At 69.0% G+C, this 21,602-nt stretch carries 21 protein-coding genes; 14 read left to right on the top strand and 7 right to left on the bottom strand.

Features of this window, described 5'->3' with window-relative positions; genetic code table 11:
• The first annotated feature begins 25 nt into the window (after positions 1-25).
• From AU192_RS04215 to AU192_RS04205, 3 genes are all read left to right on the top strand, one after another.
• Complete coding sequence (locus AU192_RS04215) at positions 26-1,618, top strand: MFS transporter (RefSeq protein WP_064394535.1); 1,593 nt, start codon at positions 26-28, stop codon at positions 1,616-1,618.
• A 97-nt stretch (positions 1,619-1,715) separates the two neighbouring features.
• Positions 1,716-3,233: an MFS transporter gene (locus AU192_RS04210; RefSeq protein WP_064394533.1), complete on the top strand. Its 1,518-nt coding sequence runs from the start codon at positions 1,716-1,718 to the stop codon at positions 3,231-3,233.
• Between the two features lie 64 nt (positions 3,234-3,297).
• Positions 3,298-5,055 (top strand): proline--tRNA ligase, encoded by a 1,758-nt coding sequence (locus AU192_RS04205; protein WP_064394532.1) that lies wholly within the window; start codon positions 3,298-3,300, stop codon positions 5,053-5,055.
• A 72-nt stretch (positions 5,056-5,127) separates the two neighbouring features.
• Here the strand turns inward: AU192_RS04205 and AU192_RS04200 are convergent, their stop codons facing one another.
• A complete protein-coding gene (locus AU192_RS04200) occupies positions 5,128-5,595 on the bottom strand; it encodes a ferritin-like domain-containing protein (protein WP_064394530.1) in 468 nt (155 codons plus the stop codon).
• Positions 5,592-6,101 carry a hypothetical protein gene (locus tag AU192_RS04195; protein ID WP_064394594.1) on the bottom strand — a complete coding sequence of 170 codons (510 nt, stop codon included), beginning with the start codon at positions 6,099-6,101 and terminating at the stop codon, positions 5,592-5,594. Before AU192_RS04195 ends, AU192_RS04200 begins: the two co-directional genes overlap by 4 nt.
• Positions 6,102-6,235: 134 nt before the next feature.
• On the opposite strand from AU192_RS04195, the gene rimP reads away from it, so the two are divergent.
• From rimP to AU192_RS04165, 7 genes are all read left to right on the top strand, one after another.
• Positions 6,236-6,775 (top strand): ribosome maturation factor RimP, encoded by a 540-nt coding sequence (gene rimP / locus AU192_RS04190; RefSeq protein ID WP_064394528.1) that lies wholly within the window; start codon positions 6,236-6,238, stop codon positions 6,773-6,775.
• Positions 6,772-7,815 (top strand): transcription termination factor NusA, encoded by a 1,044-nt coding sequence (gene nusA / locus AU192_RS04185; RefSeq protein ID WP_064394526.1) that lies wholly within the window; start codon positions 6,772-6,774, stop codon positions 7,813-7,815. Before rimP ends, nusA begins: the two co-directional genes overlap by 4 nt.
• The gene (locus AU192_RS26200; RefSeq protein ID WP_341271742.1) at positions 7,725-8,285 is read left to right on the top strand and encodes a YlxR family protein; all 561 of its coding nucleotides are present in this window, start codon (positions 7,725-7,727) and stop codon (positions 8,283-8,285) included. The genes nusA and AU192_RS26200 overlap by 91 nt, the downstream gene beginning before the upstream one ends.
• Positions 8,286-8,363: 78 nt before the next feature.
• The gene (gene infB, locus AU192_RS04180; RefSeq protein ID WP_082694901.1) at positions 8,364-11,075 is read left to right on the top strand and encodes a translation initiation factor IF-2; all 2,712 of its coding nucleotides are present in this window, start codon (positions 8,364-8,366) and stop codon (positions 11,073-11,075) included.
• A gap of 101 nt (positions 11,076-11,176) precedes the next feature.
• Positions 11,177-11,680: a 30S ribosome-binding factor RbfA gene (rbfA, locus tag AU192_RS04175; protein ID WP_064349765.1), complete on the top strand. Its 504-nt coding sequence runs from the start codon at positions 11,177-11,179 to the stop codon at positions 11,678-11,680.
• Complete coding sequence (locus tag AU192_RS04170) at positions 11,655-12,653, top strand: DHH family phosphoesterase (RefSeq protein WP_064394522.1); 999 nt, start codon at positions 11,655-11,657, stop codon at positions 12,651-12,653. Before rbfA ends, AU192_RS04170 begins: the two co-directional genes overlap by 26 nt.
• A 31-nt stretch (positions 12,654-12,684) precedes the next feature.
• On the top strand, positions 12,685-13,989 hold the full coding sequence (locus tag AU192_RS04165) for an MATE family efflux transporter (protein ID WP_082694900.1): 1,305 nt from the start codon (positions 12,685-12,687) through the stop codon (positions 13,987-13,989).
• 106 nt (positions 13,990-14,095) lie between these two features.
• On the opposite strand, the gene AU192_RS04160 is transcribed toward AU192_RS04165, so the two are convergent.
• Both AU192_RS04160 and AU192_RS04155 read right to left on the bottom strand, forming a co-directional pair.
• Complete coding sequence (locus AU192_RS04160) at positions 14,096-14,656, bottom strand: class I SAM-dependent methyltransferase (RefSeq protein WP_064394519.1); 561 nt, start codon at positions 14,654-14,656, stop codon at positions 14,096-14,098.
• A gap of 108 nt (positions 14,657-14,764) precedes the next feature.
• Complete coding sequence (locus AU192_RS04155) at positions 14,765-15,520, bottom strand: enoyl-CoA hydratase (protein WP_064394517.1); 756 nt, start codon at positions 15,518-15,520, stop codon at positions 14,765-14,767.
• Positions 15,521-15,542: 22 nt separating this feature from the next.
• On the opposite strand from AU192_RS04155, the gene AU192_RS04150 reads away from it, so the two are divergent.
• Positions 15,543-15,824, top strand: coding sequence for a DUF2277 domain-containing protein (locus AU192_RS04150; RefSeq protein WP_064394515.1), 282 nt, complete (start codon positions 15,543-15,545; stop codon positions 15,822-15,824).
• Between the two features lie 4 nt (positions 15,825-15,828).
• A complete protein-coding gene (locus AU192_RS04145) occupies positions 15,829-16,389 on the top strand; it encodes a DUF1802 family protein (protein WP_064394513.1) in 561 nt (186 codons plus the stop codon).
• Between the two features lie 8 nt (positions 16,390-16,397).
• Here the strand turns inward: AU192_RS04145 and AU192_RS04140 are convergent, their stop codons facing one another.
• On the bottom strand, positions 16,398-18,068 hold the full coding sequence (locus AU192_RS04140) for a CocE/NonD family hydrolase (protein WP_064394511.1): 1,671 nt from the start codon (positions 18,066-18,068) through the stop codon (positions 16,398-16,400).
• A 9-nt stretch (positions 18,069-18,077) separates the two neighbouring features.
• Positions 18,078-18,686 (bottom strand): TetR/AcrR family transcriptional regulator, encoded by a 609-nt coding sequence (locus AU192_RS04135; RefSeq protein WP_064394509.1) that lies wholly within the window; start codon positions 18,684-18,686, stop codon positions 18,078-18,080.
• A gap of 43 nt (positions 18,687-18,729) precedes the next feature.
• Between AU192_RS04135 and AU192_RS04130 the strand changes: the two genes are divergently transcribed.
• Together AU192_RS04130 and AU192_RS04125 are read left to right on the top strand one after the other, a co-directional pair.
• Positions 18,730-19,884, top strand: a complete 1,155-nt coding sequence (locus AU192_RS04130) for a sulfotransferase family protein (RefSeq protein ID WP_064394507.1) — start codon at positions 18,730-18,732, stop codon at positions 19,882-19,884.
• Positions 19,881-20,951 (top strand): hypothetical protein, encoded by a 1,071-nt coding sequence (locus AU192_RS04125; protein WP_064394506.1) that lies wholly within the window; start codon positions 19,881-19,883, stop codon positions 20,949-20,951. The genes AU192_RS04130 and AU192_RS04125 overlap by 4 nt, the downstream gene beginning before the upstream one ends.
• A 22-nt stretch (positions 20,952-20,973) precedes the next feature.
• Here the strand turns inward: AU192_RS04125 and AU192_RS04120 are convergent, their stop codons facing one another.
• Positions 20,974-21,543 carry a DUF3558 domain-containing protein gene (locus AU192_RS04120; protein WP_064394504.1) on the bottom strand — a complete coding sequence of 190 codons (570 nt, stop codon included), beginning with the start codon at positions 21,541-21,543 and terminating at the stop codon, positions 20,974-20,976.
• Between the last annotated feature and the right edge of the window lie 59 nt (positions 21,544-21,602).

The raw sequence follows: 21,602 nt of genomic DNA, 5'->3' as shown, positions 1-21,602 counted from the left end.
TTAAGATTACTGTAAGGTAACCCGTATGACGGCTCTCAATGACGCAGAGCGTGCTGCCATGCGCCGTGACGCCGAGGGTGGGGCAAATCGAGCATTCCCACCGCACTCCCCGAAGACCGCTATCGGGTCTGCGCGCGGGCAAACCGGCAGGTCCTCGGCGTGGCTGCCATCGCCGAGGTTCATCGCTGCGGTCATCGCGATCGGCGGGATGCAGCTGCTCGCGACCATGGACAGCACGATCGCGATCGTCGCGCTTCCTAAGATCCAGGACGAGCTGAGCCTCTCCGACGCCGGCCGTAGCTGGGTGATCACCGCCTACGTGCTGACGTTCGGCGGGTTGATGCTGCTGGGCGGGCGACTCGGCGACACGATCGGCCGCAAGCGCACCTTCATCGTCGGCGTGGCGCTGTTCACCATCGCTTCGATCCTGTGTGGTCTCGCGTGGAACGAGGCGACTCTGGTCGTCGCCCGACTGCTGCAGGGCGTCGGCGCTGCGATCGCCTCACCGACCGCGCTGGCGTTGATCGCGACGACCTTCCCGAAGGGCCCGGCCCGCAACGCTGCCACCGCGATCTTCGCCGCGATGACCGGTATCGGCTCGGTCATGGGCCTGATCGTCGGTGGTGCGCTGACCGAGGTGTCATGGCGCTGGGCGTTCCTGATCAACGTGCCGATCGGCCTGGTGATGATCCACCTGGCCCGCAAGACGCTGCGGGAGACGAACCGCGAGCGGCTCAAGCTGGACGCCGCGGGCGCCCTCCTGGCCACGCTCGCCTGTACCGCAGCGGTGTTCGGGTTCTCGATGGGTCCCGAACAGGGCTGGCTGTCGCCGATCACGCTGGGTTCCGGTCTCACTGCGTGCGCCGCTTTCCTGGCGTTCCTCTACGTCGAGCGCACCGCGGCCAACCCGGTCCTGCCGTTCGACCTGTTCAAGGACCGCAACCGGGTCGCGACCTTCGCCGCGGTGTTCCTGGCCGGCGGCGTGATGTTCACGCTGACCGTGCTGATCGGCCTGTACGTGCAGGACATCATGGGCTACAGCCCGCTGCGCGCAGGCATCGGGTTCATTCCGTTCGTGATCGCGCTCGGGATCGGGCTCGGGCTCTCGTCGCAGCTGGTGCAGATGTTCCCGCCGCGACTGCTGGTCATCGCGGGCGGCGTGCTGGTGCTGGGTGCCATGATCTACGGCTCGACGCTCGACGCGAACATCCCGTACTTCCCGAACCTGGTGCTGCCGATCACGGTCGGCGGGCTGGGCATCGGAATGATCGTCGTGCCGCTGATGCTGTCGGCGATCGCCGGCGTCGGCTTCGACCAGATCGGCCCGGTGTCGGCCATCGCGCTGATGCTGCAGAACCTCGGCGGGCCCGTCGTGCTGGCCATCATCCAGGCCGTGATCACGTCGCGCACGCTGTATCTGGGCGGCACCACCGGACCCGTCAACGATATGAGCGCCGCACAGCTGCACGCCCTCGACCAGGGCTACACCTACGGCCTGCTGTGGGTTGCCGCGGTCGCCGTGATGGTCGGGCTCGCCTCGCTGTTCATCGGCTACAGCGCGTCGCAGGTTGCGCATGCGCAGGAAGTCAAGGACGCGATCGACGCCGGAGAGCTTTAGCTCGACATCCAACTCCGGAGAGCTTTAGCTTCGGTGTAGTCCGTCGCGCCCGGCGCGACCGAATACACCGAAATCGCACTCGGTAGGGTGGCTGACCATGTCTGCCGTCGGTGGTTCCTCCGAGTCGACAGACCGACCCGTGCCGCCGGCGGCGTTGCCGCTCGCGAAGTCCGTTCTGGGCCCGGCGATCATCGCGATCACCGGCATGCAGCTGATGTCGACCCTCGACGGCACGATCGTGATCGTCGCGCTGCCCAGGATGCAGGCCGACCTCGGCCTCACCGACGCCAGCAAGAGCTGGGTGATCACCGCCTACGTCCTGGCGTTCGGCGGGCTGCTGCTGCTCGGCGGGCGCGTCGGCGACGCGATCGGCCACAAGCGCGCATTCCTGTCCGGCGTCGGGGTGTTCACCATCGCCTCGCTGGTCTGCGGCCTGGCCACCGACCCCGCCACGCTGATCGTCGCGCGCGCGGTACAGGGCACCGGGGCAGCGGTGGCAGCGCCCACCGGACTGGCCCTGATCGCGACGACGTACGCGGTCGGCCAGGCGCGCAACCGGGCGTTGGCCATATCGGCGGCCATGCAGGGCATCGGCTCGGTGCTGGGCCTGGTGCTCGGCGGCGCGTTGACGGTGATCTCCTGGCGGCTGGCGTTTCTGATCAACGTGCCGATCGGCATCGCGATCATCACCATCGCGGTCCTCAAGCTCGCCGAAACACACCACGAGCGACTCAAACTCGACGTCACCGGTGCGCTGCTGGCCACGCTGGGCTGCTCGTCGGCGGTGCTCGTCTTCACCCAGGGCCCGCCGCGCGGCTGGATCGACCCGCTGGTCATCGGCGCCGCGGTCGCGTCGGCGGTCTTCTTCATCAGCTTCCTGCTCGTCGAACGCACGGCCCAGCACCCGATCGTGCCGTTCTCGGTGTTCGACAACCGCAACCGGGTCATGACGTTCATCGCGCTGTTCCTGGCCGGCGGCGTGCTGCTGACGCTGACGGTGATGATCGGTCTGCTGGTGCAGGACGTCCTGGGCTACTCGGCCCTGGAGGCGGGCATCTGCTTCATCCCGTTCGCGCTCGCCTTCGGGGTGGGCACCGCCGTGGCCGCCCGGCTCGCGCCGCATGTCGCCCCGCGCTGGCTGATCCTCGGCGGCGGCATCTTCGTCCTCGGCGCGATGCTGTACGGGTCGACGCTGGACCGCAGCATCCCCTACTTCCCGGACCTGTTCGCGCCCATCGTGATCGGCGGCTTCGGCATCGGAGCCATCGCGGTGATCCTGCCGCTGTGCGCGATCGCGGGAGTGGGCCCCGGCGAGATCGGCCCGGTGTCGTCGATCACGTTGATGGTGCAGAACCTCGGCGGCCCAGTGGTGCTCGTCGTCATCCAGGCGGTGCAGACGTCGCGCACCCTGTACCTGGGCGGTACCACCGGACCGGTCAAGGACATGACGCCTGCCCAGCTCGACGCGCTCGGCTACGGCTATACGTACTCGCTGCTGTGGGTCGCCGGTGTCGCGGTGATGGTCGGTATCGCCGCATTCTTCATCGGTTTCTCCTCGCGCCAGATCGCCTCCGCGCAGCACACCAAGGAGGCCGTGGAGGCCGGCGAGCTGTAGCTCGGGTTCCGGCGGGGTGAGCGTAGCGATCGGGGGATCAACACAGTCAGTAAGGTTGTCGGCTGTGATCACCCGCATGTCGGAGCTGTTCCTGCGCACTCTGCGCGACGACCCAGCCGACGCCGAAGTGCCCAGCCACAAACTGCTGATCCGCGCCGGCTACATCCGACCGGTCGGGCCCGGGCTCTACAGCTGGCTGCCGCTGGGGCTGCGGGTGCTGCGCAACATCGAACGGGTCGTCCGCGACGAGATGACCGCGATCGGCGGCCAGGAGATCCTCTTCCCGGCGCTCCTGCCGAAGGCGCCCTACGAGACGACGAACCGCTGGACCGAATACGGCGACAGCGTGTTCCGGCTGCAGGACCGCAGGCGCAACGACTACATGCTCGGCCCGACCCACGAAGAGTTCTTCACCATGACGGTGAAGGGGGAGTACAGCAGCTACAAGGACTTTCCGCTGCTGCTGTTCCAGATCCAGACCAAGTACCGCGACGAGGCACGCCCGCGGGCGGGAATCCTGCGCGGTCGCGAGTTCGTCATGAAGGACTCGTACTCGTTCGACGTCGACGACGACGGGCTGCGCGCTCAGTACCTGGCCCACCGCGACGCCTACCGGCGCATCTTCGACCGGCTGGGCGTGCGCTACGTCATCGTCTCGGCCGTTTCCGGGGCGATGGGCGGCAGCGCATCCGAGGAGTTCCTGGCCGAAAGCGAGATCGGCGAGGACACGTTCGTGCGGTGCCTGGAGTCCGGTTATGCCGCCAACGTCGAAGCGGTGACCACGGCCGCCCCGGCCCCGCTGCCCGTCGACGGCCAGCCCGAGGCCAAGGTGCACGACACCCCCGACACCCCGACGATCGCGACGCTGGTCGACTGGGCCAACGCGGCGCTCGATCGCACCGTCACCGCCGCCGACACCCTGAAGAACGTGATGCTCAAGACGCGCGTGCCCGGCGGCGAGTGGGAGCTGCTGGCCATCGGGGTGCCCGGCGACCGCGAGGTCGACGACAAACGCCTGGGTGCTGCGCTCGAACCGGCCGAGTACGCGCTGCTCGACGACGCCGACTTCGCCAGGTATCCGTTCCTCGCCAAGGGGTATATCGGACCGAAAGCCCTGCTGGCCAACGGGATTCGCTATCTGGTCGATCCCCGTGTGGTCGACGGCACGTCGTGGATCACCGGCGCCGACGAACCCGGTAAGCACGTCGTGGGCCTGGTGGCGGGCCGCGACTTCGTCGCCGACGGTACGATCGAGGCCGCCGAGGTGCGCGACGGCGACCCCTCGCCGGACGGGGCGGGACCGCTGGTGAGCGCGCGCGGTATCGAGATCGGCCACATCTTCCAGCTGGGCCGTAAGTACACCGACGCATTCGACGTCGACGTGCTCGACGAGAACGGCAAGCCGGTCCGGTTGACCATGGGCTCCTATGGCATCGGGGTGTCGCGACTGGTCGCCGTCATCGCCGAACAACACCACGACGAGCTCGGCCTGCGCTGGCCGGCCGAAGTGTCGCCGTTCGACGTCCACCTCGTCATCGCGAACAAGGACGCCGCCGCGCGCGACGGGGCCGAGGAACTGGCGAGCGAGCTGGATCGACGCGGGATCGACGTGCTGCTCGACGACCGCACCGCCTCGCCAGGGGTGAAGTTCAAGGACGCCGAACTGCTCGGTGTGCCATGGCTCGTCGTGGTCGGCCGCGGCTGGGCCGACGGGGTGGTCGAGCTGCGCAACCGGTTCACCGGCGAAACGCGCGAGATCTCGGTGAGCGGCCAGGACGCCGGTGCGGCGGCGGAGATCGCGGCGGCGCTCACTTCGCCGTAGGCCGAACGTGGGTTACCCGCACGCCAACGGCGATCTGACCGTGACGCGAGCCCACACTCGGGGCTGGGGCGTTTACTCGTTTCCGCCGGGGAAGGCGACCGTGACCGGCGTCGTGCCGAGCAGTTGACTCCACCGCGACGCCATCACCGCACACTGCGTCAGCGCCTCGACGCCGAAGGCTCGCTCCTGTTCGGTGCCGGCCTGCTCGACGACCGCGCGCCACGCGACGGCCGCGTCCTCTTCCATCCGCACCGCGAGTTTGGCGGCGTCGGCGGGCGTCTTGACCTCCATCGGCAGCTGGTAACCCGCGGCGGGCAGCGGGCCGACGACCGACCGGTCCTCCAGCATCTGCAGCCCGGCCTCGCGGCGTTCGCGGTGCTCGGCCATGGCCTTCGACACCAGCCAGTTGTCCTCGGGCGCCGAGCGCGCAGACACGATGCCGTAGCCGTAGATGGTCGCGTGTTCGGTGGCGATCGCGTCGTAGAGCGCGCCGTCCGCGGGCTCCGACGGCCGCGTCGGGGTGGGTTCCGTCGATGTCATCGCGGCTTCTCCGGTTCGGCGAGGGCGACCGTGTACGCGGCCGTGCACGCCGCGGCGATCGAGGCGAGCAGTCCGGCGCGGTAGCCGGAGAGCTTGGCCGCGAGCTCGGCGGCGCTCGACGACGAGACCCGCAACGCGTTGGCGGCGTCCTTGGCGGTGCGCGGCTTGGCCGGCTCCGCGGTCGTGCTGGTCGGAGTGGACGTGGGTGCCTGCTCGCCACGCAGCCGCACCAACTCGTCGGACAGCGCCTGGGCATGGGCGGCGCGTTCGGCGGCCACCGCCGTCAACGCCTCCACGACGGGTCCGCGCTCATTGGCCGCCGCATCAGTGGCCAGCTGACTGTCGGCGCGGGCCCGGTCGAGTTGAGCAGCGAGTTCGTCGACCTCGGGCGGCGGGGGCGGTGTGCCGCAGGCCGCCGCGGTCGCGCCCAGCAGCGCCAATGCCGCCGCCGAGGCCAGCACGCGTCTCCTGCTGACGGTCGGCGGGGGGCTCGGCACGGACAACATCTTGCCATTGCGCTTCGTTCGCATCGGTGTTCGTTTGGCGTTTACCGCGGCGACGCTGGCGTATCGTGGAGTGTCGGTTCCAAGGTGTGTCGCCGAAGGATCGAGTCCGGACAACTCAAGACGAGGAGCTCGCCGTGACGGAGCATTCTGCGGGATTGCCGTCGCAGAACGAGGTGATCGAGCTACTCGACGGCGAGTTCGCGCGTGCGGGTTTCGAAATCGAGGACGTGATCGTCGACCCGGCCGCGCGTCCGCCGCGCATCACGGTGGTGGCCGACGGGGACGACGGCCTCGACCTCGCTTCGATCGCCCAACTGTCCCGTACTGCTTCTGCGCTGCTCGACGAGGTCGACGCGCGATCCGCCCCCTACGTTCTCGAGGTCACCTCACCGGGTGTGGACCGGCCGCTGACCGCCGAGAAGCACTACCGCCGTGCGCGCGGCCGCAAGGTCGAGCTGACGCTGTCCGACGGCTCGCAGCTCACCGGCAGGCTCGGCGAAACCCGCGACGGCGTGGTGCGTTTGGTGGTACGGACCGGCCGTCAGGCGACCTTCTCCGTCCGGGAATTGCCGCTCGACGGCATCTCGAAAGCTGTTGTGCAAGTTGAATTCTCGCCCCCCAATCCGCGAGAGCTGGAGCTGGTCGGCCAATCTGGGAAGGAGGCGTCGGCGTGAATATCGACATGGCCGCGCTACACGCCATCGAGGTCGACCGCGGAATTCCGGTGGGCGAACTCGTCGAAACCATCAAATCCGCACTGCTGACCGCGTATCGACACACCGAGGGCCATGCCGCCGAGGCGCGCATCGAGATCGACCGCAAGACCGGCGAGGTCAAGGTCATCGCGGCCGAGGTCGACGAGGACGGCAACACGATCACCGAATGGGAGGACACCCCAGAGGGATTCGGCCGCGTGGCGGCGACGACGGCGCGCCAGGTGATGCTTCAGCGGTTCCGCGACGCCGAGAACGAGAAGACGTACGGCGAGTTCTCCGCCCGCGAGGGCGACATCGTCGGCGGGGTGATCCAGCGCGATGCGCGGGCCAACGCCCGCGGCCTCGTCGTCGTCCGGATGGGCAGTGAGACCAAGGGTTCCGAAGGCGTCATACCCGCCGCCGAGCAGGTGCCCGGCGAGCGCTACGAACACGGCGACCGGTTGCGCTGCTACGTCGTGGGCGTCAGCCGCGGTGCGCGCGAACCGCTGATCACGCTGTCGCGCACGCACCCGAACCTGGTGCGCAAGCTGTTCTCGCTGGAGGTGCCCGAGATCGCCGAGGGCTCGGTCGAGATCGTGGCGGTCGCCAGGGAGGCCGGTCACCGCTCAAAGATCGCGGTGGCCTCGCGGGTGCCGGGACTTAACGCCAAGGGCGCCTGCATCGGGCCGATGGGTCAGCGGGTGCGCAACGTGATGAGTGAACTGTCGGGCGAGAAGATCGACATCATCGACTATGACCCCGACCCGGCCAAGTTCGTCGCCAACGCGCTCTCACCGGCCAAGGTCGTCTCGGTGACGGTCATCGACGAGGCCGCCCGCGCGGCCCGCGTCGTCGTACCGGACTTCCAGCTGTCGCTGGCCATCGGCAAGGAGGGGCAGAACGCCCGGCTGGCGGCCCGGCTCACCGGGTGGCGCATCGACATCCGCAGCGACGCGCCTCCTGCGGGCGCCGGCGAGCCCGACCAGGACGCCGCACGCGGTGCCGTGGGGGACCGGTAAGCGCCGGCCGGCCCACGCGTCCACGCCGGGCAGCGCAGCCATTTCAAATACCAGCGGACGTGACGGTAGACTCACCTGTGATCCAGCGCGAGACTTCGGCTTCGGCGCAACGACGCAGCCCCGACGATTCTGTCGGACCGGTGCGGACCTGCGTTGGTTGCCGAAAACGAGAGCTGGCCGTCGAACTGCTTCGGGTGGTCGCTGTCGGCAACGTCGATGGGGCTGGGAATTCTCTCAGCACCGTCACCGTTGACCCGGCGAGAAAGCTGCCGGGGCGGGGTGCGTGGCTGCATCCCACTCCACAGTGCCTCGAGGCAGCGATTCGTCGGCGAGCGTTCGGTCGAGCGTTGCGCATCACCGGTTCACCGGACCTATCCGCGGTGATCGAGTATGTCGGCACTCGCAGCAGTGCAGACCCGCCCGAGCCCTCGGCAACAGAACAGGTAGCGAAGAACATGAGCACACCGTGAAGTCCCGATGACCATGCGTCATAGCTAACCCGAGGCGCGGCGCCTACCACCGCTGACGCCTCTAGAGATGGAGATGTAGTGGCAGGTAAGGCCCGTGTACACGAGTTGGCCAAGGAACTCGGTGTCACCAGTAAGGAAGTTCTCGCTCGTCTGAGCGAACAGGGCGAATTCGTCAAGTCCGCGTCCTCCACCGTGGAGGCCCCGGTCGCGCGCCGGTTGCGTGAATCCTTCGGCGGCGGCAAGAAGCCCGCCGAGAAAGCCAAATCCGAGGGCAATGGTTCGGCGGCCGCCTCGTCGACCGCTGCGCCCGCCAAGAGCGCCGCTCCGACGGAGCCCGCTAAGGCGCCCGCCCCCAAGCCTGCGGCTCCGGCCGCGGAGACTCCGTCTGTCGCGCCTCCCGCGGCGGCCGCCGCTCCGCCGGCCACGCCTGCTGCGCCGCCCACCCGCCCGGGGCCGACACCCGGCCCCCGGCCGGGTCCCACGCCGGGCGCGCCGAAACCGGCGCCACGCGTTCCCCGCGTTGGCAACAATCCGTTCTCCTCTCAACAGCCGGTCGACCGGCCGATGCCTCGTCCCCAAGGCCCCCGGCCCGGACCCGGTGGTCCGCGCCCCGGTGCCCCACGCCCAGGCGGTGCGACGCCCGGCAACATGCCGCCGCGCCCGCCAGGCGCGCGGCCCGGTGCGATGGGTCGCCCCGGTGGTCCCCGTCCCGGCCCCGGTGGCCGCGGACCGGGTGGCGGTGGTGGTCGTCCCGGTGGTCCCGGCGGTGGTGGCGGTGGCGGTAACTACCGCGGCGGTGGGGGCGGCGCACCCGCCGGCGGAGGTTTCCGGGGCCGTCCCGGTGGTGGTGGCCGCCCCGGCCAGCGCGGCGGTGCGGCCGGTGCGTTCGGTCGTCCCGGCGGCGCGCCCAAGCGCGGACGGAAGTCGAAGAGGGCGAAACGCGCCGAATACGAGAACATGCAGGCGCCGGTCGTCGGTGGCGTCCGGCTGCCGCACGGCAACGGTGAGACCATCCGGCTGGCCCGCGGCGCCTCGCTGAGCGACTTCGCCGAGAAGATCGACGCCAACCCGGCCACGCTCGTGCAGGCACTGTTCAACCTCGGCGAGATGGTCACCGCGACGCAGTCCGTCGGCGACGACACCCTCGAACTGCTCGGCAGCGAGATGAACTACAAGGTTCAGGTCGTCTCCCCCGAGGACGAGGACCGCGAACTGCTCGAGTCGTTCGACCTCACCTACGGCGAGGACGAAGGCGGCGAGGAGGACCTCGAACAGCGTCCGCCGGTCGTCACCGTCATGGGTCACGTCGACCACGGCAAGACCCGATTGCTGGACACCATCCGTCAGGCCAACGTCCGCGAGGGCGAGGCCGGCGGCATCACCCAGCACATCGGCGCCTACCAGGTCGAGGTCGACCTCGACGGCAACGTCCGCCCGATCACGTTCATCGACACCCCGGGTCACGAGGCGTTCACCGCCATGCGTGCCCGCGGCGCGAAGGCCACCGACATCGCGATCCTGGTGGTCGCCGCCGACGACGGCGTGATGCCGCAGACGGTCGAGGCCATCAACCACGCGCAGGCGGCCGAGGTGCCGATCGTGGTGGCGGTCAACAAGATCGACAAGGAAGGCGCCGATCCGGCCAAGATCCGCGGCCAGCTCACCGAATATGGGCTGATTCCCGAGGACTACGGCGGCGACACGATGTTCGTCGACATCTCCGCCAAACAGGGCACCAACATCGAGGCGCTGCTGGAAGCGGTCGTGCTGACCGCCGATGCGGCCCTGGACCTGCGGGCCAACCCGGACATGGAGGCCCAGGGTGTGGCGATCGAGGCGCACTTGGACCGCGGCCGCGGGCCGGTGGCCACGGTGCTGGTGCAGCGCGGCACGCTGCGGGTCGGCGACTCCATCGTGTCGGGCGACGCCTACGGTCGCGTCCGCCGCATGGTCGACGAGCACGGCGAGGATGTCGAGGAGGCGTTGCCGTCGCGGCCCGTGCAGGTCATCGGCTTCACGTCGGTGCCCGGTGCCGGGGACAACCTGCTCGTCGTCGACGAGGACCGCATCGCGCGTCAGATCGCCGACCGACGCAGCGCCCGCAAGCGCAACGCCCTGGCCGCGCGCAGCCGCAAGCGGATCAGCCTCGAGGATCTGGATTCGGCGCTGAAGGAAACCAGCCAGCTGAACCTGATCCTCAAGGGCGACAACGCCGGTACGGTCGAGGCGCTCGAGGAGGCCCTGCTGGGTATCCAGGTCGACGACGAAGTGGAGCTGCGGGTCATCGACCGCGGCGTCGGTGGTGTCACCGAGACCAACGTCAACCTGGCGTCGGCCTCGGACGCGATCATCATCGGCTTCAACGTCCGCGCCGAAGGCAAGGCCACCGAGCTGGCCAACCGCGAGGGTGTCGAGATCCGCTACTACTCGATCATCTACCAGGCGATCGACGAGATCGAAGCGGCGCTCAAGGGCATGCTCAAGCCGATCTACGAGGAGCGCGAACTCGGCCGCGCCGAGATCCGCGCGATCTTCCGGTCGTCGAAGGTCGGCAACATCGCCGGCTGCCTCGTGCAGTCGGGGATCATGCGACGCAACGCCAAGGCCCGGCTACTGCGCGACAACGTCGTGGTGGCCGAGAACCTCACCGTGTCGTCGCTGCGCCGCGAGAAGGACGACGTCACCGAGGTCCGCGAGGGTTACGAATGCGGTCTGACGCTGACCTACTCCGACATCAAGGAAGGCGACGTCATCGAGACCTACGAGTTGGTCGAGAAGGAGCGCACCTAGAGTGGCTGCTCGGCTACTGCGCCGAGAGTGGGAAATGTGGCGGGAAAACGGAAGAAACCGGTCACAATCCCCACTCTCGGTGAGAAACAGAGGGACTGAGCATGGCTGACCCCGCACGGGCGAAGCGACTGGCCAAACGCATTTCCACCATCGTCGCCTCGGCGATCGAGTACGAGATCAAGGATCCGCGGCTGTCGGGTGTGACGATCACCGACGCCAAGGTCACCAACGATCTGCACGACGCGACGCTGTACTACACGGTGCTCGGCGCGTCGCTGTCCGAGGAGCCGGATTACGGCGGGGCAGCCGCGGCGCTCGAGAAGGCCAAAGGTGTGCTGCGGTCCAAGGTGGGTGCGAGCCTCGGTGTGCGTTTCACGCCCACGCTCGCGTTCGAGCGCGACACCGTTCCCGACGCCGCGGTCAAGATGGAGGAACTGCTGGCCCGCGCTCGCGCCGCAGATGAGGATTTGGCGAGAGTTCGGCAAGGTGCCAAGCACGCCGGGGATGCGGACCCGTACCGTGTCAGTGAGGTGGAGGGCGAGGCAGTAGCCGGGGGGCCCGACGACTCCGAGGACAGCGGTGACCGCGATCGACAAGACGACTGACGCCCTGGAAGTGGGCGATCGGGTTGACGCCCACGGCGCAGCCGAACTGTTGTCAGCGGCCGCCTCGGTCGGAGTGGTCTGCCACGTCTATCCCGACGCCGACACTATCGGCGCCGGTCTGGCGCTGGCGCTGGTGCTCGACCAGGTCGGCAAGAGCGTCGAGGTGAGTTTCGCGGCGCCGGAGAAGCTGCCCGAATCGCTGCAGTCGCTGCCCGGCGGGCATCTGCTCGTCGGCCCCGACGAGATGCGCCGCGACCCCGACCTGATCGTCACCGTCGACATCCCCAGCATCAACCGCCTCGGTGCGCTGCGCGGGATCGTCGACGACGGTCGCGAGGTCCTGGTCATCGACCACCACGCCTCCAACCAGCTGTTCGGCACCGCCAACTACGTCGACGCCTCGGCGGACTCCACCACGATGCTGGTGGCCGACCTGCTCGACGCGTGGGACAAGCCGATCGACATCGGCGTCGCACACTGCCTGTACGCGGGCCTGACCACCGACACCGGTTCGTTCCGGTGGGCCAGCCCGCGCGCGCACCGGCTGGCTGCGCGCCTCGTCGATCTCGGCGTCGACAACGCCGGCATCAGCCGGACCCTGCTCGACACCCATCCCTACGCCTGGCTGCCGATGTTGTCTCGGGTGCTGTCCTCGGCGCAGTTGCTGAAAGATGCCGCCGGTGGCCGGGGCCTGGTGTACGCGGTGGTGTCACACGACGAGTGGGTCGACGCCCGACCCGAGGAAGTCGAGAGCATCGTCGACATCGTGCGCACCACCGACGAGGCCGAGGTGGCCGCGGTGTTCAAGGAGATCGAGCCGGGCCACTGGTCGGTGTCGATGCGGGCCAAGTCCTACGACCTGTCGCCGGTCGCGAGTGGGTTCGGCGGCGGCGGTCACCGCCTGGCCGCGGGATATTCGGCCACCGGGTCCGCCGAGGACGTGGTGAAGGCGTTGTACGCGGCCCTTGGCTGAGCCCGAACTGGAGCCGCCGAACGCTCCGGTGATGGGCCGCCGGATCGCCGGGCTGGCATTTCCGGCACTCGGAGTGCTGGCGGCCGAACCCATCTACCTGCTGTTCGATCTCGCGGTCGTGGGCCGGTTGGGCGCACTGGCACTGGCGGGTCTGGCGATCGGCGGGCTGATACTGACCACGCTGAGCTCGCAGATGACGTTTCTGGCGTACGGGACCACCGCCCGGTCGGCCCGCTTCTACGGCGCAGGCAATCGGGCGGCGGCCGTCGGGGAAGGCGTGCAGGCCACCTGGCTGGCGCTTGGATTGGGTGCGGTCATCGTTGTCGCGGTGCAGGTGTTCGCGGTTCCGCTGGTGTCGGCGCTGGCGGGGTCGTCCGACGGGGGAGAGATCGCCGACGAAGCGCTGTCGTGGGTGCGCATAGCGATCATCGGCGTACCCGCGATCCTGGTGTCGGCGGCGGGCAACGGGTGGATGCGCGGGGTGCAGGACATCGTGCGGCCGCTCAAGTTCGTGGTGTTCGGGTTCGGGGTCTCAGCGGTGCTGTGCCCGCTGCTGGTCTACGGCTTGCTCGGTATGCCCCGGCTCGGGTTGCCCGGCTCGGCCGTCGCGAACGCGGTGGGGCAGTGGGTGGCCGCCGCATTGTTCTGTCGTGCACTGCTGATCGAACGGGTGCCGCTGCGGGTGCACCCCGGAGTGTTGCGCGCGCAGGTGGTGATGGGCCGCGACCTGGTGTTGCGCACGCTGGCGTTCCAAGCGTGTTTCGTGTCGGCGGGAGCTGTCGCGGCCCGGTTCGGCGCGGCCGCCGTCGCCGCGCACCAGGTCGTGCTGCAGCTGTGGAATTTCCTTGCGCTGGTGTTGGATTCGCTGGCGATCGCCGCGCAGTCGCTGGTCGGTGCGGCGCTGGGCGCGGGTCAGCTGACGCACGCCAAATCGGTGGCGTGGCGGGTGACGATATTCTCGGCGTTGGCCTCGGCGGTGCTTGCGGTGGTGTTCGCGGCCGGTGCGTCGGTGTTTCCCAACGTGTTCACCGACGACCGCTCGGTGCTCGACGCGATCGGGGTGCCGTGGTGGTTCATGGTGGCCCAATTGCCGGTCGCCGGAATCGTTTTCGCGCTCGACGGGGTGCTGTTGGGCGCCGGCGACGCGAAGTTCATGCGCAACGCGACGCTGGCCAGCGCGCTGGCGGGCTTCCTGCCGTTGATCTGGCTGTCGTTGGCGTTCGGTTGGGGGCTGCTGGGTATCTGGGCGGGGCTGTCGACGTTCATGGTGCTGCGGTTGGTGTTCGTCGGCTGGCGCGCGTTCTCCGGCCGCTGGCTGATCCCCGGCACGGGTTGATCTGTTGGTGCGGTGCCCGCGTCTTGTCTCCTTTGTGCCGCGAGCGACCGCGTCTGAACACGACACGCCGCGTTGATATGGACAGTTTGCGGTCGCTCGCCGCGGTTCAGCGCCGGGCCACAGCCGCCCAACCGAACTCTGTCGTCTTGATCCGCACATCGCCGAATCCCGCCGCCGCCAACCGGTCCGGCAATGTCACAGGGTCGACGGGGTTGTAGGTGTCGCCTTCGTGCGCGACGGCCAACTCGTCGCTGCCGAGGCTGTCGCTGGCCACCAGCGCGGCCCCGGGCCGCAGCACCCGGGCGACCTCGGCGAAGAGCCGATCCTGAAGTTCGGCAGTGGGGACGTGATGCAGCATCGTGAAACACGCCGCGCCGGAGAAGCGGTCGTCGGCGTAGGGCAGCGCGGTCGCGTCGCCGCGCACGATCTCGACGGTCGGCACATCGGCGAAGCGCGTCGTCAACATCGCCGCGAGTTCGTCGTCGATCTCCACCGAGGTCAGCCGGCCCACCGATTCGCTCAGCACGTCGGTGGTGGCACCGTAGCCGGGACCGACCTCGAGCACGTCGTCGCCGAGGTCGACCTCACCCAATGCCCACGGCAGAATCACCTCGCGGATCAGCTGTCGCCATTCCTCGCTGCCGCAGTACTCATGCGCTTCGTTCACGCTCGCAGCGTACGAGCGACCGCAAACTGCTGTAAATCCGCGGCGTGTCGTGATCAGACGCGGTCGCTCGCACAAGGTGGCGTGTGGGGCAGGCGCGCGCGCGGGGAATCAGCGGACCTGCGAGCGGCCCCGCTGCAGGACGGCGTCGCGGTTGGCGGCGATGTCGTCACCGCTGGTCGTGCGCATCCACTCGCGCGCCGACGCCGCCTCGATCCACAGTCCCTCGTTGGTCTGCGCCTCGTCGATGCGGTGATACGACGCCAGCAACGCGCGCACGGCCTGCTGGTTGTTGCCCACGATCGATGCCGCGACCTGCCGGGCGGTCGACATGAGCTCGGTGTGGGGCACCACCTGAGTGACCAACCCGGTCCGCAACGCCTCCTCGGCCGACAGGTAGTCGCCGGTCAGGCTCATCCGGCGGGCCATGCCGACGCCGACCTTCTGCGGCAACCGCACCGACAGCCCCCACGTCGGCAACAGCCCGACCCGGGCATGCGTATCGGCGAAGCGCGCCTGTTCGGAGGCGATCAGAACGTCGCAGTACAGGGCGATTTCGAGGCCACCGGTGACGGCCGCACCGTTGATCGCGCCGATCACCGGCTTGGTCATCGGCGGCCACTTCGGCGAGATGTCGGGCAGCTCGGTGGTGTCGCCAAGCTCCTTGAGGTCCAGACCCGCGCAGAACACCGGATCGGCGCCGGTGACGATCACGACGTCGACGTCGTCGTCGGCCTGAGCCTCACCGAGGGCACGGTAAAACCGCCTGCGCAGCTCGGACGACAGCGCGTTGCGCGCCTGCGGCCGGTTGAGGGTCAAGGTGCGCACCCGGTCGCTGGTGTCGATGAGCAGGATGTCGTCAGTCACCCGACGAACCTATCGTGGAGCCATGTGCCGAAACATCACCGAGCTACGCGGACTCGAACCGGCGGCCACCGACGAGGAGATCGAGGCGGCCGCGCGCCAGTACATTCGCAAGGTCAGCGGAATCACCCGGCCGACCACGGCCAACGCCGAAGCCTTCGAGGCCGCCGTCGCGGAGGTCACCGCCACCACCCACCGGCTGCTGGAGTCTCTGCCGGCTCGGCGCCAGCCGCCGAAGACGGTGCCGCCGTTGCGCCGGCCCGAGGTGCGGGCCCGCATGAACAGCAAAGCTGCGGCCGCGACGTAGCACGATGACGACGACGCTGACGCAGCCGGCGCTCAAGGAGTGGAGTGCTGCGATCCACGCGCTGCTGGACGGCAGGCAGACCGTTCTGTTGCGCAAGGGCGGTATCCACGAGAAGCGGTTCGCGGTCGCCGCGTCGCGCTTTCTGCTGTTTCCGACGGTCGCGCACAGCCACGCCGAGCGGGTGCGCCCCGAGCACCGCGATCTGCTCGATGTGGCGACCGCCGACAGCACAGAGGACGCGGTGGTGGTGCGCGCCGGCGCCCGCGTCGTCGCCGCAGTCGAGGTGAACCGCCCCGCAGCCCTCGAAGAGATTGCGCCCCTGCATATTTGGACCGACGCATCGGTGCGCGCCGACCGGCTCGATTTTCGGCCCAAACATCGGCTCACCGCGCTCGTCGTCCAAGCCGGCCCGCTCTTGGCCCCGCGGCGACTCGAACGCACACCCGAGTACGGCGGCTGCACCAGCTGGGTGCAGCTGCCGATCAACCCCGAGTGGGCGGCCCCCGTGCACGACGGCGCCGCGCTGCACGAGATCGCCGAGCGGGTGCGCCGTTCGGTGGGCTGACCCGCGCCTCAGCCGGCGGGCGGCTGCGGCGCGGCGGGCAGCACCAGCCGCGACGCGCCGTCGCCGAGATGCACGGTGTGGGTGGCCGGCGCGAGGTTCTTACCCGTCCCGAGCGGTTCGCCGGTACCGAGGTTGCGGGCGAACCGGGGGTGCGACCCGCCCGCCACGAGCACCCGGATCCGTGAACCCGCACGGAAGCGATGCGCGATCGGGTCGAGTTCGATGCGCACCGGTCCGGAATCCGGTGCGGCGCTGACATAGCCGTCGCTCACGTTGTGTGAGCGTCCCTTGGCGTCGACCTCGCTCAGGCGCACGAACAAATCGTTGTACGGGTTGTCGCACGAATGCGAGAGCTCCACGACCGGTACCCCCACCACGTACTTGTCGGCGGGCAGGCGGTCGCCGGTGAAGCTCAACACGTCGGCACGCTGCGCCAGGCGGGTGTCCTTGCGATATCCGCCCTCCGGCGACAGCAGCCGGCCGCCCACCGTCGGCGTCGGATTCGCCGGGTTGTAGCTGAACGTCGACGCAGCCGCCGTCTCCGGCGGGACGGCATCGCCGAGGCGACCACCCGGCTGTAGGTAGCGCACCACTTCGGGCATCGCCGGCGGCCAGTCGGGCAGGTCGATCCAGCCGCTGCCGTTGACGAAGATCCGCACCGGCTGGCGCCGCTTGCTCTCCGCGCCGGTGAGGTGGGCGCCCAACCAGTCGAGCGTCTCGCGGATGGCGGTGGGCGCGGCCTTGGTCATCAACTGGGTGTGGATCCACGGGCCGACGGTCAGTCCGACCTCGACTCCGCGCTCACGCAGCCGCCGATACTGGGCCATCGTCTGCTCCAGGAACAGGTCCTGCCAGCCGCTGATCAGCAGCACCGGCACGTCGGCGGTGTCCAGGGCCCGACGCAGGTTCAGCGCGGTCCAGAAGGGATCGTCGGCATCGGGATGATCGAGCCAGGACTCCCACCACGGCGCACCCTCGCCCAGCAGCGCGCGGCCCGCCTCGCCGGCGGGCAGCCGGCTCGTCGCACGGGCCAGCCGGCGCCGCGACCGCAGCTGTCGCACCAGCGCCCGCGCCCGGTTCGGATCCTCCTGATAGGCCACCAGGTGGCTCCAGCCGAGGAAGTCGCTCAGCGCGAACGAACCGGGACCCCACCGCGGCCCGCTGACGTCGTGCGGACCGACGGTGATCACCGCGGCCTTCATCTCCGGTGGCGGGTCGGTGAGCAGCGCCCACTGGGTGAAACCGAGATACGACAGCCCGATCGTGGCGAACGAGCCGGTGAACCACTCCTGGTTGCGCAGCCACTCGACGGTGTCGGCGCCGTCGGCGATCTCGTTGACCATCGGGTCGAAGTCGCCGCCGGAGCCGTAGGTTCCGCGCACGCTCTGCAGGACGACGTGATAGCCGCGTGCGGCGTAGACGCGTCCGTAGATGGCGGCGAAGGGGAAGTCGCGGCCATAGGGGCAGCGGACCAGCAGCGTGCCGGCGGGGTCCAGCGTGCTGGGCGCATAGTGGTCGGCGCGCAGCTCGACACCGTCGCGCATCGGTACGCGGACCTTGTGGACCGTGAAGTCGGTGGTGTGCGGCGGCAGCCGCAGCAGGCGTGACACGGTGCGTCCGGTGAGCTGCTTGACCTTCGAACGGGATGCCGGCGGTGCGGCGACGGAGGATGCGGTCACGTCACGAGGCTACGCAGACTCGATGCCCCCGCGTTCGATCGCCTGTGTCACCTGGGCCATCAACCAGTCGATCGCACCGGTGGCCGCGTCGCCGTCCAGGCCCCACACCGCGACCAGGCGCTCGTAGGTCGCCGGGCTCCACAGCACGTCGAGCAGGCCCGCGATCGCGCGCCGCTGTTCGTCGGGGAGCTGCGGTGAGGCCTCGTTCACCGCTCGCAACAGCGCATCGCGGCGACGGACGTCGGAGCTGACGAACGCGGGATCGACCGGCGACGGTGTGCTGTGCTTGACCGAGAAGCGTTGCAGCGACGCGAAAACCCGCCCCGTCACCTCACTCAGGTTCGCCAGCGTGACGTCCTCATAGGACACCCCGGCTTCGGTCTCGAGCCGTTGCATCACCGCGTCGTGCAGATGGCGTTCGGTCGGGAAATGCCGGTACACCGTCCGCTCGCCGACCCCGGCCCGCGCGGCGACGGCCTTGAACGTCAGCTCGCGCCAGTCCCACGTCTCGAACTCATGCACCAGCGCACTGCCCGCGGCGACGATGCGCTCGCGGGTGTGTGCTGCCTTGCGCCTGCGGACGCTGTTGTCGTACGAGCGCGTTGACGAGCCGACCATAGTAGTGGCAGTGTACTGTCACTAATTCGGTGGGAGGTGCAGTGTGGCATCCGTCGAGGATCTGATGGCCGCGGCCGTCGAGCGCACCGGACTCGAGGACTTCGGCGAGGACTCGTTCCGCGAGGGACTCGAGATCCTCGTCCGTGCGCTGAGCGACGAAGCCCGGCTCAACGCGCGCGGCGAGGACTTCGTCTACAACCGCATCGGGCTGCACCTGTCGCAGCGGCTCCAGGTAGAGGATTGGTACCGCCGCCACCCCGACATCGACGACGAGCAGATCGCCGCGCCGCTGTTCGGGTTGGGCCTGCCGCGGACGGGGTCGACCGCGCTGTCGTTCCTGCTCGCGCAAGATCCCGATGTCCGTTACCTGCGCAGCTGGGAGTCCGCGCAGCCGTGCCCGCCACCGTCGACCGTGCGCGGCGACGACCCGCGCATCCCGCCGGATCAGCGGCCCGTCCTCGTGGGCACCCGCCACCACGTGCCCACCGACATCCGCGGACCGATGGAATGCCTGGACCTGATGGCGCTCGACTTCAAGTCCCAGATCTTCCAGGCCTACGCACAGATTCCGACCTACTCGCAATGGCTCTGCGACCGAGCCGATTTCACGTCGACGTACCGCTATGAACGACGGGTCCTCAGATTGCTGCAGTGGGGGGAACCGACGCGCCCATGGCGGCTCAAGTCGCCGGCACATGTGCTTTCGCTGGACTACCTCGACCGCGTGTTCGGTGATGCCCGCTTCGTCATGACGCACCGCGATCCGACCGACGTGCTGCTGTCGGTCGTCGACGTCTACGCCGACATCGTCGGCGGCTTCACCGATCACCTCGACCGGCGCTATCTCGGTGAACTGAACGTCACCCAGTGGTCGACGGGGATCACGCGGGCGATGGCGTTCCGCGATAAGGCCGCAGAGCGGTTCTACGACATCGACTTTCGGGTCATGCAGAACGATCCGATCGGCGAAGTCAAGCGGTTGTACAGCTGGCTCGGCGAGACGGTGACCGAACGGTTCGAGGCCGGTATGCGGGCGTGGTGGACCGAGAACGCCGAGAAGCGCGAACCGCACCCCAAAGCCGACCCGGCGGCATTCGGCTTGGACGACAACGTGATTCGGCCGCTGTTCGCGGCCTACGTAGACGCCTACGCCGGCGGCTCTCGGCGTTACGACCGGCAGGAGGAAAGCACCCCATGACCGTCGACGTGACGGGCGGCATCGACCCGGCCCGCGAGTACATGTTCGCCGAGCGGCCGCAGGACCCCGAGATGCGGGATTCGGTGAGCTTCTGGGTGTTCGACGAGCGCGGCGAGGTAGGCCTGCCCAGGATCGGCATCGAGGCGGTCGCGTCCAACTGGGACGCTCACGGACTGCAGGTCAACCTGGCGTTCGCCGACGGACGCGTCTACCGCTTGCGCGCCGACGGGCAGAGCGCGCCGGTCGAGGGCCGCAACGGCGAGCCGACAGTGCTCGGCGCGGGGCCGCTGACGTTCGAGTGCGTGGCGCCGTTCGACACGTGGACGGTGACGTTCGACGGTCAGGCCGTCCAGACGTCCTCGGAGGCGCTCGCCGCCGGCGACAAGAGCGGCCCGCTGGTCGACGTGCGATTCGAGGTCGAGGCGAGAATGGCGGTGCCACCGTGGATTCAGGGGGCGATGCGCGATGATGCCGCCGACCAACTGAAGACGACGGTGGTCGGTGAGTTGATGGGCGGCGCCCGTTACGAACAGTTGTTCCGCGCCGACGGGATCGTGGAGGTGGCGGGACACCGGCACCCGTTGTCGGGAAGCGGGCTGCGCATCCGTCGCCAAGGTGTGCGCCGACTGGAGGGGTTCTGGGGGCACTGCTGGCAGTCCGCGCTGTTCGGGAGCGGACTAGCGTTCGGCTACATCGCGTACCCGCCGCGGCCCGACGGGCAGCCGAACTACAACGAGGGTTACCTGTACCTCGGAGATCCGGCGGGTCTGATCCCCGCCCGCGTCGTGGAGGCGCCGTGGCTGCGCCGACTGCGGCCGCGCGGGGAGGACGTGTCGCTGGTGCTCGAAACGGCCCGCGGAACCGTGCACATCGAGGGGGAGACGGTGCTGTCCACCCACGACATCACCGATCCCGCCGAGCTTCCCGCCGAACAACTGGACAAGATGGCCAACTGGACGTTCCCGGCCCTGCAGCAGGCCGGTGTGCGCTATCGCTGGGACGGCGAGGAGACGATCGGAATGTTGGAGCGGTCCACCCCGATGGACCGCATCGAGCACGACAGCTGAACGCGCGGGCCGATTAGAAGACTCAGAACACGTAGTGCGGAATCAGCTCGTGCGCGCGCTGCAGGTTGGTCTGCATGCAATCGGGGTCGGGCTCGGAGTAGATCGGCGAGTAGAACAGCGACTGCTGCAGCACGCCGTAGCTGGTGTCGAAGGCGATCATGCAGGTGATCCACCAGCGGTTGTTCCAGTCCGTCGGCTTCATGACCCAGTACTGCGCCGCGCGGTGCCCGTCGATGTCGAGCTGGACCGCATCGGCGGGCAGGGTCTGCTCGTAGGTGCGCCAAACGATGGCCTCCACGGCCATTTGATAGTTGCCCGCGTCGTATCGGCATCGCAGCTGATCCTCCGGCGTCGGCGGCGTGAACGCCAGACCGATCGCCTGCACCGCCTCGAGCGGAATCTGCTTGCACGGGTTGAACGGCGACGGGTCGGTGGTCTCGATGACGGGCCATTTGATCGACGTCGTGACATTCGTCATCGGAATGTCGACGGCGTCCACCCGCGGGGCGCCCGCCGGGTTGGCCTGCCACACCACCATCACCGCAGCGATCAGTGCGCACAGTGCCGAGACCAAGCGCAGCTTGGCGAGCATGTCACCCCTTTGTTCGTCGGTCCGACCCTGCGGGGAGTGTAGCGGGCCGCTGCCAGCAC

It is taken from the genome of Mycobacterium lehmannii, from assembly GCF_001499925.1.
GTDB classification, from domain to species: domain Bacteria; phylum Actinomycetota; class Actinomycetes; order Mycobacteriales; family Mycobacteriaceae; genus Mycobacterium; species Mycobacterium lehmannii.
This window is presented reverse-complemented; position numbering and strand designations above follow the sequence as displayed.